This window comes from Flavobacteriales bacterium (genome assembly GCA_025210805.1).
In the GTDB taxonomy this organism is placed as follows: Bacteria; Bacteroidota; Bacteroidia; order Flavobacteriales; family CAJXXR01; genus JAOAQX01.
Genome location: JAOAQX010000029.1, coordinates 36124 through 54788 on the forward strand (window position 1 = coordinate 36124; position 18665 = coordinate 54788).

At 33.5% G+C, this 18665-nt stretch carries 17 protein-coding genes; 5 read left to right on the forward strand and 12 right to left on the reverse strand.

Translation table 11 applies throughout. The features are described from left to right. The first annotated feature begins 112 nt into the window (after positions 1 to 112). From N4A45_12030 to N4A45_12045, 4 genes are all read left to right on the forward strand, one after another. Entirely contained in the window at positions 113 to 886 is a 774-nt protein-coding gene (locus N4A45_12030) for a 3'-5' exonuclease (protein ID MCT4665949.1), read from the forward strand. Continuing rightward, the gene (locus N4A45_12035) at positions 887 to 1441 is read left to right on the forward strand and encodes a DUF1599 domain-containing protein (protein ID MCT4665950.1); all 555 of its coding nucleotides are present in this window, start codon (positions 887 to 889) and stop codon (positions 1439 to 1441) included. Then, positions 1442 to 2695: a DoxX family protein gene (locus N4A45_12040; GenBank protein MCT4665951.1), complete on the forward strand. Its 1254-nt coding sequence runs from the start codon at positions 1442 to 1444 to the stop codon at positions 2693 to 2695. A 105-nt stretch (positions 2696 to 2800) separates the two neighbouring features. Continuing rightward, positions 2801 to 4168 carry an OmpA family protein gene (locus tag N4A45_12045; GenBank protein ID MCT4665952.1) on the forward strand — a complete coding sequence of 456 codons (1368 nt, stop codon included), beginning with the start codon at positions 2801 to 2803 and terminating at the stop codon, positions 4166 to 4168. A gap of 335 nt (positions 4169 to 4503) precedes the next feature. Here the strand turns inward: N4A45_12045 and N4A45_12050 are convergent, their stop codons facing one another. Further along, positions 4504 to 4992: a hypothetical protein gene (locus N4A45_12050; GenBank protein MCT4665953.1), complete on the reverse strand. Its 489-nt coding sequence runs from the start codon at positions 4990 to 4992 to the stop codon at positions 4504 to 4506. A gap of 206 nt (positions 4993 to 5198) precedes the next feature. On the opposite strand from N4A45_12050, the gene N4A45_12055 reads away from it, so the two are divergent. Beyond that, positions 5199 to 5390, forward strand: a complete 192-nt coding sequence (locus N4A45_12055) for a hypothetical protein (protein MCT4665954.1) — start codon at positions 5199 to 5201, stop codon at positions 5388 to 5390. 36 nt (positions 5391 to 5426) lie between these two features. On the opposite strand, the gene N4A45_12060 is transcribed toward N4A45_12055, so the two are convergent. From N4A45_12060 to gldF, 11 genes are all read right to left on the reverse strand, one after another. Beyond that, positions 5427 to 7106, reverse strand: a complete 1680-nt coding sequence (locus tag N4A45_12060; GenBank protein MCT4665955.1) for a capsule assembly Wzi family protein — start codon at positions 7104 to 7106, stop codon at positions 5427 to 5429. Further along, positions 7106 to 8263: an undecaprenyl/decaprenyl-phosphate alpha-N-acetylglucosaminyl 1-phosphate transferase gene (locus tag N4A45_12065; protein ID MCT4665956.1), complete on the reverse strand. Its 1158-nt coding sequence runs from the start codon at positions 8261 to 8263 to the stop codon at positions 7106 to 7108. Before N4A45_12065 ends, N4A45_12060 begins: the two co-directional genes overlap by 1 nt. Positions 8264 to 8273: 10 nt before the next feature. Next, positions 8274 to 9392, reverse strand: a complete 1119-nt coding sequence (locus N4A45_12070) for a glycosyltransferase family 4 protein (protein ID MCT4665957.1) — start codon at positions 9390 to 9392, stop codon at positions 8274 to 8276. Next, a complete protein-coding gene (gene asnB / locus N4A45_12075) occupies positions 9389 to 11227 on the reverse strand; it encodes an asparagine synthase (glutamine-hydrolyzing) (protein MCT4665958.1) in 1839 nt (612 codons plus the stop codon). Before asnB ends, N4A45_12070 begins: the two co-directional genes overlap by 4 nt. A 3-nt stretch (positions 11228 to 11230) precedes the next feature. Then, entirely contained in the window at positions 11231 to 12247 is a 1017-nt protein-coding gene (locus tag N4A45_12080) for a glycosyltransferase (GenBank protein ID MCT4665959.1), read from the reverse strand. 160 nt (positions 12248 to 12407) lie between these two features. Beyond that, positions 12408 to 12788, reverse strand: a complete 381-nt coding sequence (locus N4A45_12085; protein MCT4665960.1) for a hypothetical protein — start codon at positions 12786 to 12788, stop codon at positions 12408 to 12410. A 164-nt stretch (positions 12789 to 12952) separates the two neighbouring features. Further along, positions 12953 to 14746, reverse strand: a complete 1794-nt coding sequence (locus N4A45_12090; protein ID MCT4665961.1) for a peptide MFS transporter — start codon at positions 14744 to 14746, stop codon at positions 12953 to 12955. 247 nt (positions 14747 to 14993) lie between these two features. Then, on the reverse strand, positions 14994 to 15188 hold the full coding sequence (locus N4A45_12095) for a membrane or secreted protein (protein ID MCT4665962.1): 195 nt from the start codon (positions 15186 to 15188) through the stop codon (positions 14994 to 14996). Between the two features lie 24 nt (positions 15189 to 15212). Further along, the gene (locus tag N4A45_12100; protein MCT4665963.1) at positions 15213 to 16196 is read right to left on the reverse strand and encodes a DUF4340 domain-containing protein; all 984 of its coding nucleotides are present in this window, start codon (positions 16194 to 16196) and stop codon (positions 15213 to 15215) included. A 16-nt stretch (positions 16197 to 16212) separates the two neighbouring features. After that, positions 16213 to 17934 (reverse strand): gliding motility-associated ABC transporter substrate-binding protein GldG, encoded by a 1722-nt coding sequence (gldG, locus tag N4A45_12105; GenBank protein MCT4665964.1) that lies wholly within the window; start codon positions 17932 to 17934, stop codon positions 16213 to 16215. Further along, on the reverse strand, positions 17928 to 18656 hold the full coding sequence (gldF, locus tag N4A45_12110) for a gliding motility-associated ABC transporter permease subunit GldF (protein MCT4665965.1): 729 nt from the start codon (positions 18654 to 18656) through the stop codon (positions 17928 to 17930). The genes gldG and gldF overlap by 7 nt, the downstream gene beginning before the upstream one ends. Between the last annotated feature and the right edge of the window lie 9 nt (positions 18657 to 18665).

Genomic DNA, 18665 nt, shown 5'->3' on the forward strand with positions numbered 1-18665 from the left:
AAAAATAAAAAAAAAGCAATCATTTTGATTGCTTTTTTTTGCTATATAAAAACGTATAGAATACAAGTTCCCGAAAATCCCTTTATCTTTACCCTTGTAAATAAAAAAACGCATGGAGTTAGCACTAAAAAGACCTCTTGTTTTTTTCGATTTAGAAACAACAGGAACCAATATTGTAAAAGACAGAATTGTTGAAATCTGCATTATCCGAGTAGGAATCAATGGAGAAGAAAAAGTACAAACTTGGCGGGTAAATCCCACGGTGAAAATTCCAAAAGAAGCATCAGATATTCATGGGATTACAGATGAAATGATTGCTGAAGCTCCCACATTTGAAGATATTGCTTCAGATGTTCTCAACTGGATTAAGGAAGCTGATTTGGCAGGGTATAACTCAAATCGATTTGATATTCCATTACTTGCAGAAGAATTTGCCAGAGTGGATATCGATGTAGATTGGGAATCTAAAAGAATGGTAGATGTTCAATCTATTTTCTTTAAAAAAGAACCCAGAAATCTATCAGCGGCATATCGTTTTTACTGTGACAAAGAACTTGTGGGAGCCCACGGTGCAGAAGCTGATACCAGAGCTACCTATGAAATTCTAAAAGCACAGATAGATCATTATGATGACATCAAAAATGATGTAGATTTTCTCTATAACTTCACAAAAGGACATAGAAGAAACGCTGATTTTGCAGGTATGTTGGTCTACGACAAAGAAAAAAATATTTGTTTTAATTTTGGAAAATATAAAAACCAACCAGCCGACAAAATATTTGAAAAAGATCAGGGATATTATTCTTGGATTCAAAGGTCAGATTTTCCTATCCATACAAAGAAAATACTCACAAGAGTCTATATGGCAACTAAATTGAAACAATAAATGGAATATAACCAGTTAAATACCCTTGAGCAATATCGAATAATTGTAGACGAATGCCAAGAATTGTATTCAAGGAAATTAGAAGATTATGGAAGTGTTTGGAGAGTTCTTAGAGTTCCAAGTCTTACAGATCAATTATATATAAAGGCTAAACGAATTAGAACTCTAGAGGAGTCTGAAAGTCAAATGATCGCTGAGGGAATTGAAGGAGAGCTTATTGCAATTGTGAATTATTCTGTAATGGCTTTAATTCAATTAGAAAAAGGCGTTGCAGATCATATTGATATCGATACAGAAAAAGCCGTAGAACTTTACAAAGAACAAAGACAGAGAATAGAAGAGCTTATGATGGCAAAAAACCATGATTATGGTGAAGCTTGGCGTCAAATGCGTATGAGTTCTCTCACAGATATGATTTTACAAAAACTATTACGCATCAAGCAAATAGAAGATAACTCAGGAAAAACTTTGGTTTCCGAAGGAATGGACGCTAATTTCCATGACATGTTTAACTATGCAGTTTTTGCACTTATTAGATACAAAGAAAACGAATAAATGAAAGCACTTATTTCCCTTTCCAGACTTTTAGTAGGTAGTATTTTTATTATTTCTGGGCTGATAAAAGCCAATGATTCAATTGGATTTGCTCATAAATTGGATGAATATTTTTCTGAAGCAGTATTCAATTTGCCATTTTTGCAAGAATACTCATTGATATTAGCAATTATAGTTTGTGTAGCAGAAATTGTTTTAGGTCTCATGCTGATTTTAGCAATAAAACCAAAAGCGACTTCGGCATTGCTTCTATTTTTTCTGATATTTTTTGGTTTTCTTACATTCTATAGTGCTTATTATAATAAGGTGACAGATTGTGGTTGTTTTGGAGATGCCATAAAATTTACACCTTGGCAGTCTTTTGCAAAAGATATGATACTTTTGGTTTTGTTTATCCCATTTTTGATAAATACCAAACACGAATCATTAAAAAATCAATCTCTTACTAACAAAATAGCCATAGGTTCTTTTGTATTTATAGCTCTCTTGAGTTTTGTACAATTTGAATGGAACTTCCCAATTTTGTTTGCACTAATTATTCTTGGTTTAGGAATATTTTTACAAATCATTGTAAAAAAAGAATGGGCATCATGTCTTCCGGCAGTTTTAGCGACTGTAGTTTCTTTGTTGTTTGTAAAATATACCATTGAAAATTTACCCATAAAAGATTATCGTCCGTATAAAATAGAAGCCAGTATTCCCGCAGGAATGACCGTGCCAGACGATGCACCCCAAGGAATCACACATGTCTTTATAGAGAATGTGAAAACAGGTGATGTCAAAGGTGTTGAAATGGCAAATATCCCATGGGATGACAAGAACTGGAAATATCGCGGTGATTTAGAACCTAAAGAAATAGAAAAAGGATATGAGCCACCAATCCATGATTTCTCCATTACCAATAACGATGGTGAAGACATCACAGAATCTGTATTGCTTTGGGACAAAGCACTATTAGTAGTGAGTTATTCCTATGAGAAATCCGATTTTGATGGATGGAAAAAGACAAAAGAAGCAATAAGAAAGGCGCAAAAGAATGACATTGGTGTGATTGTTCTAACTTCATCTAATTTTGATGAAATACGAAAAGGACTCGCAAAAGAAGACCTTTTTGTACAGTTTGGAACCACCGATGAGACCACTTTAAAAACAATTGTGAGGTCTAATCCTGGGTTTATATATATGGAAGAAGGAGTTATCAAAGGAAAGTGGCATTTTAACAACTTTAACAACAAATCAATAGTCAAAAAATGACGATAGAACGTATTTAGATTGTTTTTTTCTAAATAAACAAGGTGATTTTCAAAAAATACTCTATTTTTGTAGCGTAAAAACTATAACAAAGAAACTTTTTATAATATGAAAACTTTAAAGCTTTTAGTAGCAAGTTTGTGTTTAAGCACATTTGCTATGGCTCAAGAAGTGATTAAGCCAGAGGATAGCAATGATTCTAAGTTAGACATGGATATGCCTATCAGAACATTTTGGAATGACTGGAGCTTATCTGCAAGACTAGAGCATTATGTAATATTTGGAGACGTAGTTGGAATGGCTGATGTTTATCAAAATGAAAGCGACTTAATTGATGTAGATGAATATTATCAAAATTTATCAAAGGTCAATAGAGCTGTTGATCTTGGATTTGGAGTAAGAGCAGGAAAGGCTGTGAGTCGATACTTTGATATTGGTTTAGAGTTGGCTTATGGAAGTATTTCAGGTGTGAAACAAATTGCAACAAATCAACCTTATACTATTGCTCATAGTGAAATGGATGTTTTTAGATTTGGTGCTGATATAAGATGGAATTTCTCAAAATATATTTTTGGTAAAGAAAAGCCTAAAACGCTTATTTATCTAGATGCAAATGTAAGCGGATTTTCTTCTAATGGAACTTTGACTAAGGCATACCACAAATCAATACTTGAAAATGAGTATCCTAATAGTAAGCCAGAAACCAAAGAATTCTCTTATCTTCTTCCAATGTATGGACTTGGACTAGGAGCAGAATTCCTACTTTCAGAAAAATTATCACTTGACGTAGGTTCTAGATTTTTTATTACACACAACGATAAGATTGATGGACTTCATGAAGATGAAGGATTTGATAATAAAGATAAACAATCACCAGCAAACCCACATCACAAAAGTGGAGGTGATGCAATATGGAATAGCTATGTAGGATTAGCTTATGATTTCTCTAAGAATGTGGTTAATTCTCAATCAAACAAATGGCACAAAGGTACTTTGCTAGAAGATATGGGTAATGATACTACAGAAATCGTTATAGACGAAGATGCAAGTAGAGTGGATACTGTTTATATCAAAGAGACAATTATTGAAAAGCCTGTGGAAATTGTTAAGGTTAAAACAATTATTGACTACAACCACGTGAACTTTGATCCAGTATATTTCGATCTAGATAAACACAGTATAAGAGAAGATCAGTTTGCATCTATTGAAGCGGTAGCGAATTTCTTGAAGAAACATCCAGAAGCTGTTGTTGAATTAGAAGGAAATACAGATGCTTCTGCTTCTGAAGATTATAACTTGAAATTATCAGAGAAACGTGTACAATCTGTTAGAGAAGTTTTATTAGAGAGATATGGAATTTCTGCTGATAGAATTAAGATGAAGTATAATGGTGAAGAAAAACCAAAATATGAACTTCCTTCTTTAAACAGACGTGTAGATTTCAATATGGAATCCACTAAGAAGTCAACTAAATAATTCAAATAGAGCGTAATTATTTAGAAATTTTCACAAAGCCGTTCCAATTGGAACGGCTTTTTTTTGCATAAAATTTTAGTAGATAGGTCATTCTATAAACACCATTTCAAGTTTAAATTACCTCTCTTTATATTATGTAATATATGAATAATGAATAAAGTGAATGTGTAGGCTTGAATTAACACCGTAAGCAGTATAATTCCGATGTTTTGAGGTTTATACCATTTACGGAGTTAATTTACCCATAAATTTTAGCTTCTTTTTCGGGTGTGTTTACTTGGTGTAACATCCCCCTTTCGGCTTAAATAGTGAGTAAATTAACTCCGAAAATGGTATTATTTGGTGATCCATTTTTGGTATTTTACTTGAATTAATTCTTTAAAGTATTCATTTAGCTGAAAGAGCTTTTTCTCAGTATCTGTGCTAAAGTATTCTATTGGTAATCCATTTATTATATGAATATACTTAGTCTTTTTATCAAGATTAATAAATATTTGTTGGCTACCAATATCCGTAATCGCAAGTCCTTCGCAAGTATATTCTTGTTTTAACGAATTGAAATTAGAAGAAAGTAAACCTTCCACCAATTCTAACTTTTTACCATTAAGCTGTTCCTTTTCGACGAATGAATCCGAATTGTTACTGGTGAGTTTACTATGCTGAAAGGCACTAAGCTCCAATGTATAGTTATAATCATAATCTAAAACAAATTCAGCACTTAATAATCTGTGCGAAAAACCATCACTACAAGAAAAAGCAAATAAATATTGATCGTCTAATAATATAGTATTTTGTTCTTTGTCGAATTTTCTGATTTGTTTCATCTATGTAGGCTTTATTTTTTGTTTATAAGGCTAGAATGAATCTCAGGAACTATCTCTTTTAAGAGATAACACCATCCAATCCTTTCTTAAAAAAATCTGGTATTCTCGTAAACGATTGATATTTTTAACAATAAAGCCTTTCCGTGTAAACGAAAAGGCTTTTTTGTTAAAATAGAACGGGCTATTTGCGTAATAAATATATAGGAATGGAAATTGTACTAGTAAAAAGTAATAACAAGATCCATAGCACTCTATTTTCTCTTTTGTGGTTCAGTACGTCCATAAAGCATCCAAACCAAGGGACAAGCAGTAATAAGCTTCCAAAAGCTACAAGAATTACCATATATTCTTTGAGTAAGCTGGCACCAAGAATAATTGATAGAATGGCTAGAAAATAGATTAGTAAATAACGTTTTTTTGTGGTTGGGCTCATTTTAGAAATCGTAGTATCTTGGGAATAAATTGGTTTTTAATCCAAAACTTAGCATTGTAGTTGTAGATCCTTTAAAATTTGCGAGTTCTACTTCTGGAGAAAAATCTCTTAACCAAATTCCTGCTTCGAGGGTGAGGTTATAGGTTGGATTGACAACATAACCAATAGTTCCGTTAATATTAGTAATACTTGCTTTGTTTCCAAACAAAAAGGTATTTCCAAAATCGCCGTAAGGTCTGTTTTTGTATACGTTAGGTTCATAGATATCCGAACCATTGTTATTACCATCGGCATCATAACCTTTTTGCGCAAGCTGAATTTGACCTCTAAAACGCCATCTTTTGTATTGATATGAAGCTTGTGTTAGGAATTCAATAAAGTTGGCTCCAAGCGGGTGAGCCATTTCTTGCTCATAGTGTCCGTAATTTGTTAAACCACTGTGGTGTGAGTAAGTAAAAGGACGTGCAAGGTTGAGCTCTGCTCTAAAGTTTAAATTTTCTATATGAAATAGGTCAAAAGACTTCATTCCTGCTTGGAAAGCAAATTTATTTTTCCACGATCCATTGCCAGAAAATAAATCACTAAAACTCAATTCATCAAATAGGAATTGCCCATAGAGTTGTGTTCTTTCGCTTGCCTTGAAACTTCCCGTTAATCCTAGAAGTGCATTACCTCCTCCAGAACCTATTGAGTGTTCTATAGATCTATAGAAAATAATAGGGTTTAAGTAAGCTATTTCAAACCCTCTACTTTCTGTTCCATCAGGATTTACTTGCCCATTCCATACAATTGATTCAAAGAGTCCGATATTAAAGCGTTTTCCTAGGTTGATAGAAAAATAGTGCATTGCCATATATTTTCTACCATGAAGTTTATCTTGAGGGTTGCTTGGGTCATAAGACACATCTATCATTTTAGAGAAAATGTTCTGATACATTACTTTTCCGAACTGTGTTTGAATCTTTAGATAAGGGTAGTTAGCAGCATTATCCGATAATATCATAGATCGATGACCTTCTCCAATAAAATTCTTTCCTGTTCCAAACTCAAAAGAGAAAAAACTTTTTGTTTTATAGTGGATATACCCTGAAGCATTAGAAAAATCATGAGCTCCATTTGTTGTTAAATGATTGGGTCTTCCCATTCCTGGGACCACCAAGGCTCTTTCATTAACAGATTCATTTTTTACCCAGCTTGGGAGTTTCATTAAGTTTTCTCTCAGATCAGTATAAAAATGAAAACGATCTCCAAGTTGCCCAATTATTTGGATTCCTCTCGTATTGGTAAAAGCAGATCCTCCAGTTTCTGAGATCAAATCAAAATCCATAATCGGATTAATTCTGACATCATAAATATGATCGTTTTTTTCTCCCGCATATCGAATCAAATCTCTGTGCATAAGAATATTCATAAATCTAGAGTTATCTTCATCATAACCATAATATCCCTTTACAGCTTCTGGGCTGATATGATCTTTTAGGTCAATTGCTCTAAAAGGGCGGATGGCAGTATGAAAAGTATTTTCGTAAGAGTAAAGATTTTTTTCGTAAAGATCTAAAAGATATTGAGGATTGTAGTTTATTCTTCTATCTTCGAGTTCTTGCTTGTCTTTTTCATTTTGTGCAAACAAAGCCGTTGAAAGCATTGAGAATACAAGGAAATAATTGAATTTTTTAAGCATTAAGAAGTTTTTTTGTCGTCGGCTAATCGTCTCATTTGTCTATTGAATCGATTAACTTTCAGTTGGTTATTATTGCCGAAATTTACACCTTTTTTTACTAAAATATTTGGAATGTGTAATAAGGCTAAAGCTAAAAGTATCATCACAACCAAAAGAATCCAGTTGTCTAAATGGTGTTGTAGAAATAGGATAATGATAAAATAAGCCATTGAGTAAATTAAATACAAAATGGTGGCTTGAAAGTGGGATAATCCCAATTCTAAAAGTTTATGATGCGTATGCCACTTATCAGCAGAAAAAGGCGATCTTCCATCTAAGATTCTTAAAGTAAATACCCTAAGTGTATCAATAAATGGAATAATTAAAACAGCTATAGAAATGGCAGGTGGCTCTACGACTTCAAGTAGCCCTTTATCTGGTAGGTGAATTTCATTAAATCTTACCGCCAAAACACTCAAAACGAATCCTACAATAAGAGATCCAGTATCTCCCATGTATATCTTATTCTTTTTCCCAAAAACATTGTAAATAAAGAAAGAAAATAAAGAACCTGCAAGTGCTAAGCCTACCAAAGCCATTTCATAATCATCATTTAAATAGAAAAGCAAAGCAAATAATAGAGAGGAAACGACACCTGTACCAGAGCAGAGTCCATCGATTCCGTCGATAAGGTTTAAAGAGTTTGTTAAGACTGTAATCCCAAAGATGGATAAAGGTAAACTAATCCAATAATTGATTTCGTGCAAACCAAAAAGACCATGTAGCGTATTGAATCTTACATCGGCAAAAACCACAAGAATGGTGGCTGTTACCAGTTGTCCTATTAATTTTGATTTTGGAGAAATGTAGAGAATGTCATCTTTGAGTCCCACAAAAAGGATGATGACCATGGCTACAACAATATATCGCAGTTGAATAAACTCCATATTATAGGATGCAATAACAACAGCGATAATAAACCCAAGAAAAATAGCCATTCCACCAAGGGTAGGAACAACACGAGTATTGAGTTTTCTTTTTCCATCAGGAACATCGTATAGGTTCTTGAGCTTTGCAACACGTATAATGGGAGGGATGGTGTAATAAGAAACAACTGCCGCCAAAATGAATGCCAGTACAAATGGGAAATAATGATATATTAAGTACGGTTCTAACATAGTTTAAAAGTCATATATAACGAAAGTACAATTCTAAATGCGTTTTTACAACCTTTTTTATAGAAAAATTATTTTCGGCGAATTTCCTTGAATTTATTGACATTTGCTCAGCCAATTCTTTATTTTCTACAATTTTTTCGATGGCTGTTGCTAATTCTGTGATTGACTGTACAGGAACGATACTTCCATTGTAATTTTCAATGACACATTCACGGCAACCATTAGTGTCTGTGGTTACCAAAGGTCGCCCTATGGCAGAAGCATCTATTAGAGATTTCGGAAGTCCTTCTCGGTAAGAGGGCAAAACAGTGATATAGCTTTTTTGTAATAAGGTTTTGATGTCCTTTTGGAATCCAACCCATTCAAAATAGTTGGGAATATTCCAGCTTTCTATTTCCTCTTTTGAGATCGCTGAGGGATTTCCATCATCTAGCTTTCCAGCTAAAATAAATTTTATTTTTCCTTCCCATTTTTCCTGAAGTATATTAGCCGCTTTTTTAAATTCTTTTATTCCTTTATCAAAGAGCATTCGGGCAGGTAGAACCAATAATTTTGGATTGGTTGTGGGTAGTGGCGTATATGAAAAATCATCTAAATTTACCCCCGAACCTTTGATGATGGTAGTCTCCACATTATGTAGAAGTCCATAAGATTTCATTTGTTCAAGATCATCGGGGTTTTGAAAAATAACATGCGTTTGTTTTTTGTTTCCCCAACCAAAACTGAGTAATTTAAGGAGCATTTTGGCTACTTTGCTCTGTCTTCCCGAAGTAAAAAGATATCCCATACCACTCACGGCATTTATTTGTGGAACGTTTCTGAGTCTTGCACAAACAGCACCATAAACTACGGCTTTTGGTGTAATATGATGAGAAATATCGGGTTTTACTTTTTTGAAAAGCTTATAAAATGCCCATAAGGTATTTAGCTCAGTAAACGGATCTGTACTGGCTCTTTCTATTGGTAATTCATGGAAAATAATCCCATGAGATTCAATTTCAGCTTTTCTACCTGTATTAATGGTTCCAATATGGACTTCAATTCCTTGGGAAATAGCTTCTTTGGCTATCGGAAGTCTGTGAGAAAGGAAAAACCAATCGGAGTTTACGAGTATTAATAGTTTTTTCATTTTTTATAATGATGAGTATGCCATACTTCTAAAACAAAAAGCAAATAAAGAATTTTGGTTCTTCGTTCTTCTGAAAGTTTTAATTTTCTATGGTAAATTTTTAAAAATGTATCTTTTTTTATGAAATTGAGGAAATAAGCATCCTCTTTGAGTAAATAGCTGTCAATTTTATTTTTTAGAACCCCATTTACCCAATCCTTTAAAGGAATTTCGAAACCTCTTTTGGGTTGGTTAATGAGTTCTTCTGGTAAGTATTTTTTTGCAAGTTCTCTTAAAATATGCTTTGTTGTTTTTCCATTCACTTTGTAGTGATCAGGAAGGGTAGGAGCTATTTCTAAAAGTTCTTTCCCCAAAAAAGGGCTTCTTCCTTCAAGAGAATGAGCCATGGTGGCAATATCCATTTTGACCAAAAGATCTCCAAACAGAGGACCAATAAAATCAAGTTCCATGATTTTGTCTAAGCCAGAAACTTTTTCTTTGGCTATTTTTTGAAAATCATCTTCTAGGTTCTGGTTTAAAGGTTTTTTAATGAAAACATCCTCAATTCCTGGAAACAAATCATAAGTAGAAGCTAGATACACATCTTTTTGATTTTGAGAAATGAGGTTCAAAAGACGATAAAAGTAATTGTACAAGCTTTTCTTATTATGAGAAACAGGCAAAAGGGTTTTCAGTCCTTTGGTTAAAGATTTAATGGGTTTTGGAGTATTAAAGAAGTCATATTTCGCAAAAGGAACAAAACGACGATACCCTCCAAAAAGTTCGTCGGCTCCATCTCCATTGAGCACTACAGTTACGTGTTTTTTTGCTTCTCGTGAAACATAATAACTAGGAATTGCTGAAGAGTCAAAGAAAGGTAAGCCGTATTGAAGAATGATTTTTTCGATATCTTTTTCAAGATCATCAAAGGAAATACGGATAGTAGTATGGTCTGTTCCATATTTTTGGGCGACTAACTCTGCTAAAGAGCTTTCGTCAAAAGTGCCATCAAATGCTACTGTAAAAGTTCTTAAAGTAGGACTAAATTCTGAAGCAATGGCGGTGATTAATCCACTGTCTATTCCACCGCTCAAAAAAGCGGCAACTTCCAAATCTGATGAATCAACTCGTCTTTTTATCGCTTGGCGAAGTTTTTCATCTACTTGGTTTAGCGCTTCTTCAAAACTGAGTGTTTTTTCCGATATTAAATAATAGGGATGAATATCCCACCAAGTGCTTTTTTGGTAGGTTTTGGACTGGATATCATATTCCAAAACCTGTCCACCTTCTAAGCATTCTACTCCTTGGTAGGGTGACGCATTTCTATAGAAAAATCCTAGTTCCAAGAAATTATTGATTGCTTCTTGATCTATTTCAAATCCTACAGCAGCCTGAAGGGCATTGAGTTCACTAGAATAGGCAAATCCTTTTTCTGTTTGCGTATAAAATATTGGTTTTTTTCCTGCTCGATCTCTAATGAGGTACAGCTTTTTAGCTTCCTCATCATAAAGTGCGATGGCAAACATACCGTCAAATTCTTCCAGCATTTTGAGTCCCATTTTTTGATACATCAAAAGAATGGTTTCTGTGTCAGAATGTGTTTGACCTTGTAGATTATATTTTTCTCTTAACTCTAGGTGGTTGTAAATTTCTCCGTTCCATATCAAATGCATTTTTCCCAATGAAAAAGGTTGTTTTCCACCTGCAAGATCTACGATAGAAAGTCTAAAATGATACAAAAAGACTTCAGAGTTTTCCATGTATTCTTGGGCATCTGGTCCACGATGTAGCATTTGTTTTTTAACCTCGTTTTTGTCGATATTATTGAGGTGTACGGTTCCAAAGATTCCACACATAGTCTATTTTCCTTTAAATTTATGAAACATTGAAAGAGCAAAATTTAGAATGGGAAATCCGAACCAAAAGAGTCGGTAATACATTCTTTGCGCTTGAGAACGATCTTGCCAAAAAGTACGGTCTTGATATCCCGCTTTTTTGATATCTTTCCAAGTGATGTTTTTTTCTTTGTAGTATTCTTTTATGGTATCGAAAGCTTGTTTTCGATCTTCGTTTTTAGCTAAGTATCCACAATTTATAGAAAGACTAAAGAAATTATGATTAATCAAAAAATCTTTTTCGAAAGCTCTAAATTGATTTCTTTGAAATTGATTAATATCATCTGAAACCAATTGGGTAACCTTGAGATAATCTAACCCTTTCAGCTTAAAAGTTTGTGTAATGGCACCAGCTCTCACGATATAATGATAAGGTGCTTTTCTTAAAAAGGCAATTCTTTTTGACCTAAAAAACAACCTTGGAAAGGTGGCAATATCCTCAAAAAGAAGCCCTAATGGGAAATGGATATCATTGGTCTTAAATAGTTGCATTTCGAAAAGTTTGTTGCAAGCAAAACAGCTTAAACTTGTGTAGGCATCAGCAAATTCTTTGGTATCAATAACATCAGGATATGCAGTTCCTTGTTTAAGAATTGTTTTACTTTCTCCGCTTTCCCAGTCTGTACTTAGGTTACAAATGGCTATTTGGGCATCATTTTCGGTAGCTGTTTTCACTAGATCTTCGATCATCGTTTCATCTATCCAGTCATCTGAATCTATAAAAGCCAAATAATCTCCTGTAGCTTTTTCTATTCCTGTATTTCTGGCGGAAGAAAGTCCTCCATTTTCTTTATTGATACAGAGAAAACGATCATCTATTTTTAGAAATTGATTAATGATTTTTTGTGAATTGTCTGGACTTCCATCATTCACAATGATGATTTCTAGATTTTTATAGCTTTGGTTTTGAATAGAAATAAGACACTTTTCTATATATTTTTCAACATTATATACAGGTACTATTATACTGACCAGTTTCATATTTTATCTATCATTTTCGAATCAGAGCAAATATACAACGGCAAATGGATTATTAGGCATTGGGAGGCATAAAAAAAGGCAGGTTTCTACAACCTGCCTATAATTTTTAAGTCTTATACCTTTTTTGGTGTTCAATGACCAAGTTGGTATTAAAAAGAAGTTATGCTTTTCCTTTGCAAGATTTCTTTTCTCCTTTACAAGATTTTTTAGATTTGCAAGACTTTTTTGCTACATCAGCTTGTGCAGTAGTTTTACATGAAGTCTTTTTTCCTTTGCAAGCTTTTTTAGATGAACATTTTTTTGCTTCAGCAGTAGTCTTTTTTCCATGACAAGCTTTTTTATCTGCATGAGCATGTGCTTCTTTAGAAGCACAAGATTTCTTTTCTGCTTTTTTTGAACAACAAGACTTCTTTGATGCACATTTTTTCTTTTCTGAAACTTCTGTTTTTGCCTTGGTAGTTGTGCCTTCAACAGTTTGAGCATTTGCTGCTATTCCTAGACCTGCTGAAAGTGCAAGTGTTAATAAAATTTTCTTAAACATAGTTAGTTCGTTTTATAGTAATTATAACAAATTTACCCATTTGTGTTAGAATGTGTAGGTTGTTTATGATTTTTACTGTATTGGTTTTTGTTAAAATTGGTAATGATCAATAAAAAAGCCACCCGAAAATCGGATGGCATTATAGACTATTCGCTTACATAAAGTTATTTTACTCCATGCATCAATTTTTTTAGTAATGGGTTCAAGGCTATTACAATCAAACCAGCAAGTGCAGGTACAATAGTAAAGATAAGGAAGAACACACTCAATGAATATTCTTTGGTAATATGTTCAATTTGTCCCCCAGCTACTGCGGCTAGTTTGTTTCCAATGGCAATTGCCAGATACCACATTCCAAACATAAAGGCAATCATCCTTGGCGGTACCAGCTTAGATACATAAGAAAGACCTACTGGTGATAAACAAAGCTCACCCAATGTATGGAACAAATAAGCTAAGATTAGCCATATCATCGATACTTTCATTCCTGGTTCTAGTCCGTGAGATCCCCAAGCAAGTAATCCGAAACCTACAGCCATAATTATCAAACCTAAACCATATTTTACAGCGGCAGATGGATTGTATTTAGACTCCCACCATTTTGAGAATACATTAGCAAAAGCAATGATAAAGAAAGAGTTTAGGATAGAAAACCATGATACAGCAATTGTCGCTGATTCTTCTGCAAAATCTCTTTGAAGCATCCAGATGGCTACTGCCCAAACACCCAAGAAGGTTATGATTAGGATAATGTTTGAAGCAGGAATTTTTTTCCAAGTCTTTTTACCTAAAAGGAATAAGACATAAGAAATTAACAATAATGGAACTATTGTAAGAAGAGTATTTATAATTTTAAAAGTCATGGCTGCATTACCAGAGAGAGTTCTGTTTACCGAATCTCTTGCAAAAAGAACTAATGAAGATGCTCCTTGCTCAAAGGACAGCCAGAAGAAAACGGTAAAGAATGCGAAGATAATTACTGCAATCATTCGGTCTCTAACAATGGCAGTGTATCTTGTAAGTCTTGAGATTACTAAAAATAGAAAAGCTACTAGCCCAATAAGTGCCATCACATATTGTCCTTCCAAAGTTTCTGTAGAGGCAAACCCGAACAAGTCAATCTTTGCAATCTTAGATAAAGGGTCGTTTATGGCATAACCTAATCCAATAATAGATGAAAAAACAATGAGAATTTTATCCACTAAGGTAAAAGGATTTTGTCCCTTTTCTTCAGTTTCTTGATCCATTTTTTCAATTTCAAAATCCTCTGATTTTTCATTGATTCCTTGTTCTGGTTCTACTTCATAAACCTTTGAAGGTACATCGCCTATTTTTCCGAAAAGAGGTTTGGCAAGCCAGAATTGGAGTGTTCCAAGCAACATAAAAATACCTGCAAGTCCAAAACCATAAGACCAACCTATTTTTTCACCAAGGTATCCACAAAGCATCATTCCGAAGAAAGCACCTGCGTTTACACCCATATAGAAAATGGTATATGCTCCATCTTTTTTCTCAGGAACTTCTTTATACATTTCAGAAAGAATGGAGGTCATATTAGGTTTAAAGAAACCTGTTCCAATGACCAAAAGACCAAGACCAATATACACCCAAAGCGGTGTTTCTATAGCCATAGCAACGTGACCGAGGGTCATTATAATAGATCCAATAACTACAGCCCAACGATACCCTGTAAGTTTATCAGCAATAACTCCACCTACAATAGGGGTGAGGTAGAGCAACATGGCATAGGTTCCAAAAACAGCGGTTGCATGCTCAATAGGCATTCCGAAACCTGGATTGGAAGCATCTATGGCTGCCGTTAAAAATATTACTAAAAGGATTCTCATTCCGTAGAAAGAGAAACGTTCCCACATCTCTGTAAAAAATAATACAAAAAGTCCTGCAGGATGTCCTAAGACATTACTATCAAAAAAATTCGGCTTTGTAGTTGAATTCATAAATTATTTTTAAAAATTTTAACCTACGCAAGATAAGAAAAAGACCTTTAAATCGCAATGTTTTTGATAGATGAAATGGGTTCTCGATAAAAATTTTCTTTCGTTACTCTACAGAAAATTCACTCGAACTGACATACTCGATGAAAATTAGAATTTTATTGAGAATGCCCTTATAGTGATTTGTATAAATAAAAAAATAGAAAGTACCTAGGTACTTTCTATTTTTTAAAAACTCATTTTTGAGGTATTAAGCGTTTTTACACTTTTGTTCTGGGTCTGCACCACAGAAACTACAACTTTCACCTTCTTTGTTAAGGTGTGGATTCTGTGAAGCACAGGTTCCTGAAAATTTTCCATCTTTTTTTACCAATAACTTGATTCCTATTCCGGCAAATGCCATTCCTAAAAATAAGATAGTAATAAGTACAACAGCTCCTGACATAATGATTAATTTATCTAGACAAAATTACTTAAAATCTCCCACTTTTTTAAGTAACTTATCAAACACATATAATTGTATGATAAAGTATGACTCACCATCGGTTGCATAGAATCGTTCTCTGTCATCTACTTGGTAAAAACCTCTACCGTCATCAGTTTTTTTCAAATTACTTTTTTCAAAAGCGGTGATTGTTTTTTTTGTTCCATCCTTAGTGAGAATACTCAAGTCAAAGGCTTTTGGCATATTCATTATTTGGCTGGGTTGTACAGGATCCATTTCGTGAATATAACCTTCGCAGGCAATCTTTTTAAAACTCCCGATATACATTCCAAGTTTAGTAGTATTTCCTTCTTTCTTGTCTCCCAAAAGATTTTTAAGAATTGGCTTATCGTTTGAATTATCTATGATAAAACTGGCGTTTTTTTCTTTGTGATACTCCATTTTTATTTCTGCAATATCATTTCCAGGGAAATCCAATATTCTTTTTGATCTCCACATTTTTTCGTTTGTAAAAAATCTTCCGCTTAGGAAACCATCATGTCCTGGGATAAATACAGCCCAAGGTTCTTTTGCTCCTTCTATCATCATAAAAGTTCCCTTTTGATTTGGAGTATCTTTCCCAATATAAATGGATTTGAGTTTTTTGTTTTTGATATATACATCCACTTTTACGGCACTTGTAACCATTTGTTTTAAAACACCATCCATTTGATTTTTAGGAACAGGATGTTTTACTTGCATTTTATTCAATGTCTCCAAAAGGTTTCCAACAATATTTCTATTGGCAATATATTTTCCATTTAGTTTCCAGCTTTTTGTATCGATTTTTTCAAGCGTAGCCACATTGGGCGTTTTTGAGGTAATGACAATTTTATCTACTTGATCAATATTTGCAATGGAGAAATCATATCGATCGATTCTTGAAGTATCGCCATCTCTTTTAATGAGGTAGAATATTACAAAAGCTCCAATAAGAATAAGGAGAAGGATTAATAAGTTTTTTTTCATCTTTTCGGTTGGGTGTTTATCGAGTATATTTTCTTTTTCTAATCCAATGAGAGATTAACGCAAAAACAATGAGAATTATTGCTGGAATGAGCGTATTGAGCATTTGCCAATAATTGTATTCTGCTTTGATTCTTTGTTTGTCTAGTAAACGTATTTTTATATCTCTGTTTCTTAGTTTGATGATATTTTGATCTTGTGCCAAGTAATCAATACAATTGATTAAGAATTTCTTATTGGCATACATTCTGTTTTCATATCGATCATAGCCCAAAATACCAGGATTTCCTTTGTTTATTGGGTTTTTGATAATGTCTCCATCACCAATAATGATCATACGGTTGTCTTCTTTAGCTTTTTCAGCAATATCTATATCAAATTTAGGTTTAACCTTATTTTTATAATAGGATTCAAATTTTCCCTCTAAGAGAACAGCAAGTGGTTTTTGTCCTGCTCTAAAATCAATAGGTTTTGGTTGTTGAAAAGCTGTAGTAAGCTTCAATTGTGAAGGTGTTTGTTTTACTCCCGTATTTGCCGAGGTTTTTAAAAGAATTGTTTTTTTAATTCCTTTTGTAATAATGGTGTCCACAGAAGAAGCAAACTCCATTCTTATCGTTCCAAGATTATTTGTAATTGGGTGTGATTTTTCGGGAAAAATTATCGGAAAATAAACCCAAGGAAACAATTTAAATCTGGGTCTATTTTGATCCATAGAAGTTTGGATAGGAATTTTTGCAGCGCTAATATCTTTTATAATATCGGTATTTACTCTTGCTCCGTATTTAAAAAGCATATCATCAATATTGAGCTCCCGTTTTGGGTAAATAATGGTTTCTCCACTAAAGCTTAAACTGTCCATTTCGGCTTGTACAGGGTCTAGTGCCCAAAGAACTTTTCCGCCATTCATGATATATTGATCTAGCAAAAATTTGTCTAAATCTGTAAATCGCCCTTGTGGTTTTGCAATTACCAATACATCAAAGAGATTTAATAAATTATATTTCTTTTTGATTGCCTTTTCGGGCGCTTCATTTTCAAAATCAATTTTTCTGAAATCAATTTCTTTAACATCATAATTTTCTCTTAAATCTTTTTGAATATCTTTTAAGAAAATGCGATCCATTTCTTGATGTCCTCTCAGGAAACCTACCAAGGGTTTATGTCCAGATTGTGCTTTTTTGAAAGCATTCATCCATTCGTACTCCAAAGCATTTATTGAGTTCTGAAGATTTTCTAATGGAGAAGCTGTAGCATTCGACTTTAGAAGAGGAACGGCTATTTCTTTTCCATTATAAGTAAGCAATGCCCATGGGAAAAATATTTGCTCCTTCATGGCATCTTCCTCAGATATAAGCATAGTGGTGGGTATGATTCCCTTGGCACTTAATGATTTTATAATTGCATTTTTATCTTTAGCGTTTTTATCTTTAAGTGGGTCATAAAACTCAAAATTTACTAAACCATTAATCGCTCTAAACTCATGTAGCATGATTTGATTTTCACGCTTTAGTTTTAAAAGTTCTGCTGGTAAAGACTCATTATCAAGGTATATTTTAATAAAAGCTACTTGATCTAAGTTTTTGATGGCTTCCTTGGTCTCATCAGAAAGCGTATATCTTTGGTCTGATGTTAGATCAATTCTCAGGTTGAGCTTTGACATAATTGTCAAGAAAATTAAACCTGAAACAAGAAGAAGAGCAAACCTCGTGAGGTGCTGTTTTTTTAGGGTTCCTTTTACCATTTTCTACTTTGTATTTTAAGGATGGTAATACTCAACAATATCATACAGAAAACTACAAAGTAGCTCACATTATAAAAATCTATCAATCCTTGGCTTAGTGATGTATAGTGATAGTTAAACCCAATTTGAGCAATCCAATTTGCTGTCTGACTGTCAAAAAGTAAGGAAAATGCATCGAAACCTAAATAAAAGATATAGCAAAGAACAATAGAAAGAATAAAGCTTACAATTTGATTTTGGCTAAGAGAAGAACTCAAGATACCAATAGCAATATATGAGGAAGCTAAGAAAAGAAGTCCAATAAAAGATCCCATATTTTCTCCTAAATCAATGTTTCCAACAGGAAAACTCAATTGAAAAATAGTGTAGAGAAAAATAAGAGTAGGCAACATTGCCAAGAAAACAATAAAAAGGGACGAAAAGAATTTTGATAAAACAATCTGAACCTCTGTAACAGGTTTGGTAATCAAAAGCTCGAAGGTTCCGTTTTTTATTTCCTCAGAAAAAGAACGCATGGTAATGGCAGGAATTAAAAATAAAAACACCCATGGAGCCAAGAGAAATAAGTTTTCTAAACTGGCAAAACCATTGTTGAGGATATTGAATTCTCCAGGGAAAATCCAAAGAAAAAGAGAATTGAGCACCAAGAACACCAAGATAACCAAATAGGCAATCAAGGAGCTAAAGAACACTTGGATTTCTTTTTTAAATAATGGAAACATAGTTTCGTT

Bases quoted from the DNA above. Each gene is read 5' to 3' on its own strand.
- N4A45_12030 (MCT4665949.1), top strand. From the start codon at position 113: ATGGAGTTAGCACTAAAAAGACCTCTTGTTTTTTTCGATTTAGAAACA.
- N4A45_12035 (MCT4665950.1), top strand. From the start codon at position 887: ATGGAATATAACCAGTTAAATACCCTTGAGCAATATCGAATAATTGTA.
- N4A45_12040 (MCT4665951.1), top strand. From the start codon at position 1,442: ATGAAAGCACTTATTTCCCTTTCCAGACTTTTAGTAGGTAGTATTTTT.
- N4A45_12045 (MCT4665952.1), top strand. From the start codon at position 2,801: ATGAAAACTTTAAAGCTTTTAGTAGCAAGTTTGTGTTTAAGCACATTT.
- N4A45_12050 (MCT4665953.1), bottom strand. From the start codon at position 4,992: ATGAAACAAATCAGAAAATTCGACAAAGAACAAAATACTATATTATTA.
- N4A45_12055 (MCT4665954.1), top strand. From the start codon at position 5,199: ATGGAAATTGTACTAGTAAAAAGTAATAACAAGATCCATAGCACTCTA.
- N4A45_12060 (MCT4665955.1), bottom strand. From the start codon at position 7,106: ATGCTTAAAAAATTCAATTATTTCCTTGTATTCTCAATGCTTTCAACG.
- N4A45_12065 (MCT4665956.1), bottom strand. From the start codon at position 8,263: ATGTTAGAACCGTACTTAATATATCATTATTTCCCATTTGTACTGGCA.
- N4A45_12070 (MCT4665957.1), bottom strand. From the start codon at position 9,392: ATGAAAAAACTATTAATACTCGTAAACTCCGATTGGTTTTTCCTTTCT.
- asnB (MCT4665958.1), bottom strand. From the start codon at position 11,227: ATGTGTGGAATCTTTGGAACCGTACACCTCAATAATATCGACAAAAAC.
- N4A45_12080 (MCT4665959.1), bottom strand. From the start codon at position 12,247: ATGAAACTGGTCAGTATAATAGTACCTGTATATAATGTTGAAAAATAT.
- N4A45_12085 (MCT4665960.1), bottom strand. From the start codon at position 12,788: ATGTTTAAGAAAATTTTATTAACACTTGCACTTTCAGCAGGTCTAGGA.
- N4A45_12090 (MCT4665961.1), bottom strand. From the start codon at position 14,746: ATGAATTCAACTACAAAGCCGAATTTTTTTGATAGTAATGTCTTAGGA.
- N4A45_12095 (MCT4665962.1), bottom strand. From the start codon at position 15,188: ATGTCAGGAGCTGTTGTACTTATTACTATCTTATTTTTAGGAATGGCA.
- N4A45_12100 (MCT4665963.1), bottom strand. From the start codon at position 16,196: ATGAAAAAAAACTTATTAATCCTTCTCCTTATTCTTATTGGAGCTTTT.
- gldG (MCT4665964.1), bottom strand. From the start codon at position 17,934: ATGGTAAAAGGAACCCTAAAAAAACAGCACCTCACGAGGTTTGCTCTT.
- gldF (MCT4665965.1), bottom strand. From the start codon at position 18,656: ATGTTTCCATTATTTAAAAAAGAAATCCAAGTGTTCTTTAGCTCCTTG.